The sequence below is a fragment of the Sphingopyxis sp. GW821-FHT10B01 genome (assembly GCF_059415685.1).
Genome location: NZ_JBWKNS010000008.1, coordinates 67,965 through 77,196, shown reverse-complemented (window position 1 = coordinate 77,196; position 9,232 = coordinate 67,965). Strand labels below are relative to the sequence as shown.

The 9,232-nt window shown below is 63.1% G+C and carries 12 protein-coding genes; 5 read left to right on the top strand and 7 right to left on the bottom strand.

The window, feature by feature from the left end:
- Positions 1 to 9 precede the first annotated feature (9 nt).
- Positions 10 to 915, top strand: a complete 906-nt coding sequence (locus AC07NV_RS21085; protein ID WP_495168346.1) for a hydrogen peroxide-inducible genes activator — start codon at positions 10 to 12, stop codon at positions 913 to 915.
- Here the strand turns inward: AC07NV_RS21085 and AC07NV_RS21080 are convergent.
- Genes AC07NV_RS21080 through pgsA form a run of 3 tightly spaced genes read right to left on the bottom strand, consistent with a single transcriptional unit; the run spans position 912 to position 2,189 of the window.
- Positions 912 to 1,355, bottom strand: coding sequence for a molybdenum cofactor biosynthesis protein MoaE (locus tag AC07NV_RS21080; protein ID WP_495168345.1), 444 nt, complete (start codon positions 1,353 to 1,355; stop codon positions 912 to 914). The two genes, AC07NV_RS21085 and AC07NV_RS21080, sit on opposite strands and share 4 nt — an antisense overlap.
- Complete coding sequence (gene moaD / locus AC07NV_RS21075; RefSeq protein WP_495168344.1) at positions 1,352 to 1,609, bottom strand: molybdopterin converting factor subunit 1; 258 nt, start codon at positions 1,607 to 1,609, stop codon at positions 1,352 to 1,354. Before moaD ends, AC07NV_RS21080 begins: the two co-directional genes overlap by 4 nt.
- A 7-nt stretch (positions 1,610 to 1,616) precedes the next feature.
- On the bottom strand, positions 1,617 to 2,189 hold the full coding sequence (gene pgsA, locus AC07NV_RS21070; protein ID WP_495168343.1) for a CDP-diacylglycerol--glycerol-3-phosphate 3-phosphatidyltransferase: 573 nt from the start codon (positions 2,187 to 2,189) through the stop codon (positions 1,617 to 1,619).
- A gap of 135 nt (positions 2,190 to 2,324) precedes the next feature.
- Between pgsA and AC07NV_RS21065 the strand changes: the two genes are divergently transcribed.
- Positions 2,325 to 3,596, top strand: a complete 1,272-nt coding sequence (locus tag AC07NV_RS21065) for an MFS transporter (RefSeq protein ID WP_495168342.1) — start codon at positions 2,325 to 2,327, stop codon at positions 3,594 to 3,596.
- Here AC07NV_RS21065 and AC07NV_RS21060 read toward each other — a convergent pair.
- From AC07NV_RS21060 to nadC, 3 genes are all read right to left on the bottom strand, one after another.
- Positions 3,593 to 3,817 (bottom strand): hypothetical protein, encoded by a 225-nt coding sequence (locus tag AC07NV_RS21060; RefSeq protein WP_495168341.1) that lies wholly within the window; start codon positions 3,815 to 3,817, stop codon positions 3,593 to 3,595. The genes AC07NV_RS21065 and AC07NV_RS21060 overlap by 4 nt on opposite strands.
- A gap of 94 nt (positions 3,818 to 3,911) precedes the next feature.
- Positions 3,912 to 4,607 (bottom strand): ribonuclease T2 family protein, encoded by a 696-nt coding sequence (locus AC07NV_RS21055; RefSeq protein ID WP_495168340.1) that lies wholly within the window; start codon positions 4,605 to 4,607, stop codon positions 3,912 to 3,914.
- A 61-nt stretch (positions 4,608 to 4,668) separates the two neighbouring features.
- Complete coding sequence (gene nadC / locus AC07NV_RS21050) at positions 4,669 to 5,517, bottom strand: carboxylating nicotinate-nucleotide diphosphorylase (RefSeq protein WP_495168339.1); 849 nt, start codon at positions 5,515 to 5,517, stop codon at positions 4,669 to 4,671.
- Positions 5,518 to 5,622: 105 nt separating this feature from the next.
- Here nadC and AC07NV_RS21045 point away from each other — a divergent pair, with 105 nt between their 5' ends.
- Entirely contained in the window at positions 5,623 to 6,759 is a 1,137-nt protein-coding gene (locus AC07NV_RS21045) for an NAD(P)H-dependent flavin oxidoreductase (protein ID WP_495168338.1), read from the top strand.
- Between the two features lie 35 nt (positions 6,760 to 6,794).
- Here AC07NV_RS21045 and AC07NV_RS21040 read toward each other — a convergent pair whose 3' ends face one another.
- Positions 6,795 to 7,241 carry a peptidylprolyl isomerase gene (locus AC07NV_RS21040; RefSeq protein WP_495168337.1) on the bottom strand — a complete coding sequence of 149 codons (447 nt, stop codon included), beginning with the start codon at positions 7,239 to 7,241 and terminating at the stop codon, positions 6,795 to 6,797.
- A gap of 173 nt (positions 7,242 to 7,414) precedes the next feature.
- On the opposite strand from AC07NV_RS21040, the gene mgtE reads away from it, so the two are divergent.
- Both mgtE and AC07NV_RS21030 read left to right on the top strand, forming a co-directional pair.
- Positions 7,415 to 8,866: a magnesium transporter gene (mgtE, locus tag AC07NV_RS21035; RefSeq protein ID WP_495168336.1), complete on the top strand. Its 1,452-nt coding sequence runs from the start codon at positions 7,415 to 7,417 to the stop codon at positions 8,864 to 8,866.
- 221 nt (positions 8,867 to 9,087) lie between these two features.
- A complete protein-coding gene (locus AC07NV_RS21030; protein WP_447930778.1) occupies positions 9,088 to 9,216 on the top strand; it encodes an entericidin A/B family lipoprotein in 129 nt (42 codons plus the stop codon).
- Positions 9,217 to 9,232: the final 16 nt, after the last annotated feature.

Genomic DNA, 9,232 nt, shown 5'->3' with positions numbered 1-9,232 from the left:
ATTCGATCAATGCACAATTACCTCCCTTCGCTCAAACAGATGCAATATCTCGTTGCGCTGCACGAACATGGTCATTTTGGCCGCGCGGCCGACGCCTGCAATGTCACGCAGTCCACCTTGTCGGCGGGGATTCGCGAGCTCGAAACCCTGCTCGGCCAGACCCTCGTCGAGCGTACGCGCCGCGTCGTGCGCTTCACCGGGCTGGGGAACTCGATCGTCGAAAAGGCGCACCGCGTGCTCCGCGAAGCCGAGGAGCTGGCGGATATGGCCGCCGCCGCTGCGGCACCGCTGGTCGGCGAACTGCGGATGAGTGTAATCCCGACGATCGCGCCCTTCCTCCTCCCCGGCCTGCTGCCGCGACTCCGCAAGGAGCGCCCGTCGCTCAAGCTCTTCCTGCGCGAAGAGCCGAGCGCGCAGGCCTGCGAGTCGTTGCACCATGGTACCGTCGATTGCGTGCTGCTCGCGCTCCCCTATGGCTGCGGCGACGTCGAGAGCGAGGCCCTGTTCGACGATGCGCTGTTCGTCGCCTTTCCGGGTGAGCAGTCCGAAAACCTGCCCGCGATGGTCAGCGCCGACCAGATCGACCCTTCGCAAATGCTGATGCTCGAGGATGGGCATTGCCTGAAGGACCATGTCCTCGCCGCGTGCAATCGCCCCGAACTACGCGCCGGCGCGCGGATGATGGGGACGTCGCTGCACACGCTGGTGCAGATGGTCGACAATGGGCTGGGCATCACGATGCTGCCGCAAATGGCGATCGAGGCCGGCATCCTCGACCATACCGACATCGACACGCGGCCGCTCGATTCGGACCATGACTGGCGCACGATCGCGCTCGTGTGGCGCAAAGGCAGCCCGCGGGCCGAGGAGTTCCGGATGCTCGCGGACATTTTCCGCAAGCATAAGGTGAATTAACCGTCCCACCTTTCGGCACGGTCGTGGTCGCCTTCGCGCTGTTCGACCCATTCGGCGCGCCCGTCGGCAAAGGTCTCGCGCTTCCACAGCATCACATCGGTCTTGAGCCGGTCGATCAGGAACTCGCACGCCGCCAGCGCCCCGGCGCGGTGCGGGCTGCTCGCGAGGACGAGAACGATCGTCTCGCCGGGGCCCATCGCGCCGACGCGGTGGATCAAGGTCAGTGCGGCAAGGTGCCAGCGGTCGGCCGCAGCATGGGCGAGATTTGCCAGCTCCGCCTCGGTCATCACGGGATGATGATCGAGAAACAGCTCGGTCAAATCCCCCTCGCCGCGCACCCGTCCGATGAAGCTGGCGCTCGCGCCGTGCCCGCCCGCGTCGTGAAGGTCGAATTCGCTGGCGACATCGATGGCCGCCGTCTGGACCAGCGCGCGAATCATCCTCCCGTCACCGGTGGAAACAGTGCAACTTCCCGGGCTCCCGACAGCGGAGCATCGGGGCCCATCATCACGCCGTCGATGGCGGCACGGATGCGGCCCGGTTCGGCAAAGGCGCGGGCTCCCTGCGGATCACGCGCTGCAAGCCACGCTACCAAAGCGCCGACGCTGGTAACGCTCGCCGGAATCTCGACCGTCTCCTCCGCAATTCCCATGCGTTCGCGTACCCAGGCGAAATAAGCGAGCGTCAGCGCCATCTTCGGCTCAATCCATATGCTTCAGGCCGACGCGCAGATAATCCCAGCCGGTAATCAGCGTCAGCACCGCGGCCCCCCACAGCGAGGCGAGTCCGACGGTCTTGATCCAGGCCATCGCGGGCAGCGCGCCCGCAAGGATCAGCGCGCCGAACGCGACGAGCTGGAACGTCGTCTTCCACTTGGCGAGCTGGGTCACCGGCATCGACACCTGCAGCGTCGCGAGGAATTCGCGCAGCCCCGACACAATGATCTCGCGCAGCAGGATCATCAACGCCGCAATGACATGATAGCCAGTGATATCGCGGGTAAAGACGAGCAGAAGGATGACCGCGGCGATCATGATCTTGTCGGCGATCGGGTCGAGGAACGCACCCAGCCGCGACACGATACCCCGCGACCGTGCCACATAACCGTCAAAATAATCGGTAATGCCCATCAGGCAGTACAGGCCAAAGGCAAAGGCATAATCCATCGGCTTCGGCTGGTGCGATCCTTCGACAACGCCCGGCCACAGCAGGAAAAGCAGGATGGGCACCGCAAAAATGCGCGACAATGTCAGGATGTTCGGAAGGCTCAGCATGGTCCCCGTCGGCGTATCCGTTCCAAAATGGGCTTTGACCCCGCAAGCCCTAACCGATAAGTCGCCCGGGCGACAACAATATTGCCTCATGGCTCCGGCCCTGCCCGGATGTCGGGTTAAAAAAGTGGATTTTCAATGACCGGTTCCTTTGCGCTGATGAAGCAACGCCGGTTCCTGCCCCTGTTCGCGACCCAGTTCCTCAACGCCTTCAACGACAATTTCTACAAGATGGCGATGGTGATCCTCGTCACCTTCACAATCTACAAGGATCCCGAGACCGAGGCGTGGTTCAACGCACTCGCGGGCGGCCTCTTCATCCTGCCCTTCTTCCTTTTCTCCGCGCTTGCCGGCCAACTCGCCGACAGCACCGACAAAACCCGCATGATCAGGCTCATCAAGACAGCGGAAATCGCCATCATGATCGTCGGCGCAGTGGGGATCTGGCTGCACAATGTCCCGCTGATGCTGCTCGCACTGTTCGCGATGGGGACGCATTCGACCTTCTTCGGCCCGATCAAATATGCCATCCTGCCCCAACATCTGGAGGAGGACGAGGTTCTCGCCGGCACCGGCTGGGTAGAGGCGGGAACCTATATCGCCATCCTCGGCGGCACGATCGTCGGCGGGCTGACACCGCCGCATATCGCAATTCCGGGTATCGTCATCGTTGCCGTGATCGGCCGGATCACCGCCAGCTTCGTGCCCGCCGCCCCGCCGGAGAAAGAAGCCGAGGGGCTGGTGATCGACCATAATGTGTTTCGCTCGTCCTGGCGGCTCGTCAATTCGACGATGCACATTCCCCGGCTGTTTCTCGCCATCGTCTCGATCAGCTTCTTTTGGGCGATCGCGGCCATCCTCGCCGCCCAGTTCCCGCCGTTGGTCAAAAACGCCCTCGGGGGCGACAAGACGGTCGCAACATTGTTCACCGCCATTTTCTCTGTCGGGGTCGCCATCGGCTCGATTGTCGTCAACCGCCTGCTCAAAGGCCATGTCTCGGCGCGTTACTCACCAGGTTCGGTGATCGTGATGGGGCTGTTCGTTCTCGATCTGTGGTGGTCGGTGACGGGGTGGGTCCATGCCGACGGCGTTTTGATGAATTGGCGTGAATTCCTCGCGCTGACTGCGGGCGACCGTATCATCGTCGACCTTCTCGGCATTTCGATCGCCGGGGGCATGTTCGTCGTACCGCTCTATGCCTTCCTGACGAGAACGGTCGCCAAGTCGCAGACCGCACGCACCATCGCGGCGAACAATATCGTCAATTCGGGTTTCATGGTCGCGGCGACGCTGTTGCTCAGCGTATTGATCGGCTTGGGCCTGACGATCGACAATACGTTGCTGATGGTCGCGGTGATGTGCCTCGTGTCAGCCTTTCTCGCGTGGCGCCTGCATAAAGCCTGCGATTAAAGCAGAAACATCATCGCTGCGGTGAAGAAGACTGCGAAGCTCTGAAGAAACAGCCGAAGGTCGCTGCCCGCGAAGATCGTCGCGGGTTCGCGATGCGCCGCGAGCGCGGTTCGGAGCTCGCCCTGCCAGTCTGCGGGGGCGTTCAGCCGCGCGATCACCAGTTGCCGTGCGCCGTGCGCGCGGATGCGACCGCGAATGTCGATATGATCGTCCGAGTCCATGAACTCGAAGCTAGGACGAGCTTAACGAGTCGATAAGGTTAAAAGAGTGTTAACGCGGCGGCGTCCCGCGGCGGGACATTTTGCGGCGCCGGGTTTAACGCGTCGGCAGCGGCTGGATTCGCACCGTACGCCCGTCCTTGGCTCCGGTCTGGAACGGCTTGCATCGCGCGGGCTTCATCCGCGTGCCGAGGCACAGCCGCACTTCGCCGAGCCACCCCTGCTTGTCGATCGACACCGCGATCATCGGTGACGTCACTCCGGGATTCACCGCGGCAAATGCGCGGCGGATGCTGCCCGCCGTCTGCGGCGCCTGCGACAGTGCCGTCATGTCGGGAAAACGCACGGCACGGAACAGGATTTCGGCCGAGCGGAAATAGGCGGCGGGGTTCGGGCTCATGCATGTGCCATGCTTCGCCCATTCATGCTGGAGCAGCTGCGCCGACGGTGTCATGCATAGATGCTGGCGCAACACCGGCTGCGGAACGATCTTTGCCGGGCGGCACCATTGGGGGTAACCGGGATTATCGGTTTCGGGCCACAGACCGTGGAGCACCCAGCCAAACCGGCCATTCTCGCCCGAACATTGGAAGCGGTCGCGTGCATCGCGCGGGTTACGGACATTGGCACAATGCTGCGGCGACCAGCTCATGCTCAGCAGGTAACCGGTCGTCGCAGGCTTGCGCACAGGTTCGTCGCGGCGCGGCTGTTCGAGGCGCGGGACCGGAATGCGATCGGGAATCCGGCATGCCGGCGCCTGTGCTTCGGCGGCCGCCGGCGCGAACAAAAGCATGGAAGCAACGCCGGCCAACCCAAAACGTCGCCCCCGCGAAGGCGGGGCGACGGCTTGTTCTTCAGGCCAGCGCAAAATCGAGCCCGATATCCGCCGCTGGAGCCGACTGGGTCAGCCGCCCGACCGACACATAGGTCACGCCCGTTTCCCCGATCGCGCGGATCGTGTCGAGCCGCACCCCCCCCGACGCTTCGGTCGGTACCTTGCCATCGACAATGGCAACCGACGCGCGCAGGTCGTCGAGGCCCATATTGTCGAGAAGCAGGTGCGTGGCCCCCGCACTCAGCGCGGGTTCGATTTGCGCAACACGGTCGACCTCGACGATGATGCTCGCGATTCCGGCGGCGACCGCGCGCCGCACCGCTTCCTCGACCGAGCCCGCGACGGCAACATGATTGTCCTTGATCATCGCCGCGTCCCACAGGCCCATGCGATGGTTGGTCGCGCCGCCCATCCGGGTTGCATATTTCTCTAGCACGCGCAGGCCGGGAATCGTCTTGCGGGTGTCGAGCAGTGTCGCGCCCGTTCCCGCCAGCGCATCGACATATTGGCGCGTCATCGTCGCAATTCCCGACAGATGCTGGACGGTATTGAGCGCCGACCGTTCGGCGGTCAGCATCGCACGCGCATTGCCCGACAGGCGCATCAGGTCGCTGCCGGGCGCGACCTGCGCGCCCTCTTCGACCAATATCTCGATCTCCATGGCAGGTTCGAGCGCGTGAAAGAAAACTTCGGCGATCGGCAAGCCCGCGACGGTGATCGCATCGCGGCTGTCCATTACCCCGCCGAAGCGGGCGTCGGCGGGAATCGTCGCCATCGAGGTGATATCGCCCCCCGCCCCCAGATCTTCGGCCAAAATGGCACGAACAAAGGCATCGAGGTCGAAATCGGGCAGGGAAAATTGGGTCATGTCCCTGCGATAATCAGCCCGCCCAGCAAATCAACTTGACGTTTACGTAAACTAGCGCTGACATGCACGCTACGTGGCAACATAGCCAACATCGGAGAGGTCTTTATGCAATCCCCCATCTGCGCCATGCTCGGCATCGAATTCCCGCTGCTCGCCTTCTCGCACTGCCGTGACGTCGTGGTCGCCGTGTCGAAGGCGGGGGGCATGGGCGTCTTCGGCGCCGCATCGCTGCCGCCCGAACGGCTCGAGGAAGAACTGGCGTGGATCGACGAACATATCGGCGGGCGTCCCTATGGCGTCGACCTGATCGTCCCCAACAGTTTCGTCGGCAAGGGCGAAGCGCCTTCGTCCGCCATCGCGCTGGTTTCCGAAACCCATCTGAACTTTGCCGCCGGATTGCTCGAAAAACATGGGGTCGATCCGGCGGGCCTGTCCGAGGCGATGGCGGGCCGGCAGAGCTTCGGCGACAATATGCATGCGCAGGGCGCGGCCAAGCTGCTTGAAGTCGCATTTCGCCACCCGATCGCGCTGATCGCCAATGCGCTGGGTGTCCCCCCGCCATTGATGCTGGAACTCGGCAAGCGCCACGGCGTGCCCGTCGCGGCGCTCGTCGGAACGCGCGATCATGCGCTGACGCAAGTGCGCGCCGGTGTCGATATTCTGGTGGTCGCCGGCGGCGAAGCAGGCGGACATTGCGGCGAAGTCGCGACAATGGTGCTGGTGCCCGAGGTTGCGGCGGCGGTCGAAGCCGTGGGCGCGAACACGCCGATATTGGCGGCAGGCGGCATCGTCACCGGACGGCAGATGGCGGCCGCCATGGCGATGGGAGCGCATGGTGCCTGGACCGGATCGGTCTGGCTGACGACCTCCGAGGCTGAAACCAATCCGGTGGTGAAGGAAAAGATGCTCGCCGCCTCGTCGCGCGACACGGTGCGGTCAAAGAGCCGTACCGGAAAACCGTCGCGCCAGCTCCGCTCGCCGTGGACCGACGCCTGGGAAGCCGAAGATGCGCCCAAACCGCTCCCGATGCCGTTGCAATCGCTGGTCAGCGAACCCGCGCTGCGCAAGGTCGATAAATTGTCCGAAGGCGGCCATGAGGGGGCGAAAGCGCTCGCGACCTATTGGGTCGGTCAGGGCGTCGGCCTGATGAACGAGGCGATGGGCGCCGGACAAGTCGTTCAGGAATTCAAACAGGACTGGATCGCCGCCTGCGAGCGGCTCAATGGCTTTATCGGCGACTAGACAAAAAAATCCCCGCCGAAGCGGGGATTTTCAAATCAGCTGACGGTCGCCTTGACGATCTTGCCGGGTTCGCGCGGCGGCTCACCCTTCGGCAGCGCATCGACATTGTCCATGCCTTCGATCACTTCGCCCCAGACGGTATACTGGTTGTCGAGGAAGCGTGCATCGTCGAAGCAGATGAAGAACTGGCTGTTCGCGCTATTGGGGTTCTGCGACCGCGCCATCGAGCAAACGCCGCGGACGTGCGGCTCGCTGCTGAATTCCTGCGGCAGGTCGGGCAGCGGGCTGCCGCCCATGCCGGTGCCCGTCGGATCGCCGCCCTGCGCCATGAAACCCGGGATCACGCGGTGGAAAACGACATCGTCGTAAAAGCCTTCGGCCGCTAGGCTGGTGATGCGCTCGACATGCTGGGGCGCCAGGTCGGGGCGCAGGCGGATGACGACATCGCCGGTCGACAACGAAAGAGTGAGCGTATCGGACATAAGAGGACTCCTGCCTATTAAAGTTGGCGGTCCCATAGCCGGGCCGACCGCCAAAGCCACGCATTAAATGCGTCAGTTGGCCTCCCCGCCGTTGCCATATGGCGGTGCCGGCACTAGGGGAAGGTCCGGCCCGCCGGCGACCCGCGCCGCACAATCACAGGGAGGACCGCGCGATGGATAAACGCGAAGATTCCCTGCCTCCCGAAGAAGTGGCGATCATTGACGATCGCGACCGTGACCAGCCCGCGCGCGAGGCCGAGACCGAGTTGGACGAAGACGACCGGTTGAAGCCGGAATTCGTTCGCGACGTCATCGAGCTCGCCGAGGCCGGTGAAAGCGAAGCAGCGCGCGAGCGGGTCGGCCGCCTCCACCCCGCCGACATCGCCGATCTGTTCGAACTTGCGCGCAGCGACGAGCGTCCGATGCTCGCCGCGGTGCTGGGCGATATGCTGTCCGCCGATGTTCTGGCGGAAATGAACGATTATGTTCGCGAAGAACTGATCGACCTTCTCGACCCCGAACAGGTTGCCGAACTCGCGGCAGAACTCGATACCGACGATGCCGTCGCGATCATCGAGGATATGGAGGCCGACGAGCAGCAGGCGGTGCTCGACGCGATGGAGCCCGAAGATCGCGCCGCGATCGAGGACGCCCTGTCCTTCCCCGAGGAATCCGCCGGTCGCCTGATGCAGCGCGACCTCGTCGCGGTTCCCGAACATGTGACAGTCGGCGACGTCATCGACCGGCTGCGCGAAGACGTCGACATGACGACCGATTTCTGGGAAATCTATGTCGTCGATCCGATGCACCGCCCCGTCGGCACCTGCCAGCTGAGCTGGATATTGCGCACCCCGCGCGACATCGCGATCAGCGACGTGATGAAGCGCGAACAGACGCTGATTCCCGTCGATATGGACCAGGAAGAAGTCGCGCTGCGCTTCCAGAAATATGCGCTAATTTCGGCCGCCGTTATCGACAGGTCCGGACGCCTCGTCGGGATGATCACCGTCGATGACGTCGTCCATATCATTCAGGAAGAAGCCGGCGAGGATATCCTCCGCCTGTCGGGCGCCGGCGATGGGGACATCAACGAACCGATCCGCGAGACATATAGCGCACGCGTGCGCTGGCTGATCGCCAACCTCGGCACGGCGCTGCTGGCGTCTTCGATCGTCGGATTTTTCGGTGGCGCGATCGAGCATATGGTTGCGCTCGCCGCGCTGATGCCGATCGTCGCAGGCGTTGGCGGCAACGCCGGTACGCAGACACTGGCAGTGACCGTGCGCGCCCTTGCCATGAACCAGCTGACCGATTCGAACAGCTGGCGCGCGATCTGGCGTGAAATGAAGATTGCGCTGCTCAACGGCGGGACGATTGCATTGATCGCGGGAACCGCGACTGCGCTTTGGTTCGGTAATCCGCAGCTTGGCGTGGTCATCGCCGCCGCGATGGTCGTGAACATCTTTGTGGCAGGCGTCGCCGGGGTTGCCATCCCGCTATTGCTCGACAGGCTCGATCAGGATCCGGCGGTTGCCAGTTCCATTTTCGTCACGATGACGACCGATTCCATGGGTTTTCTCGCCTTCCTCGGCCTCGCAGTGCTTAGCGGACTGACTGTACTCTGAGTATAAAAGCTTGAAATCCAAGCGATTCAAAAGGCTCCAAAAAAAAATTCATCACGGTGATTTTTTTTGGGAACTTATCGAACATTTCGGTCGTTTCCCATTCGAGCAGCGGTCATCGCCCCCCCCGCAGCGCTGCTCAGCAACATTGGCCCGGCCCGCATTCCCTCCCCCCCCTCGAAGCGTGCCGGGCCATTTTGCACCACATCCTGAGAGGTAGAAATATGACGAGTTACCGCGCAATCCTTCTCGCCCTGATGGCAAGCTTTCTGGTCGCTGGCTGCAACACGGTAAAGGGTGCCGGTCGCGACATCGAATCTGTCGGTCAAGCTGGCAGCGACGCCATCCACTGATCAGGGTTGAGTAACT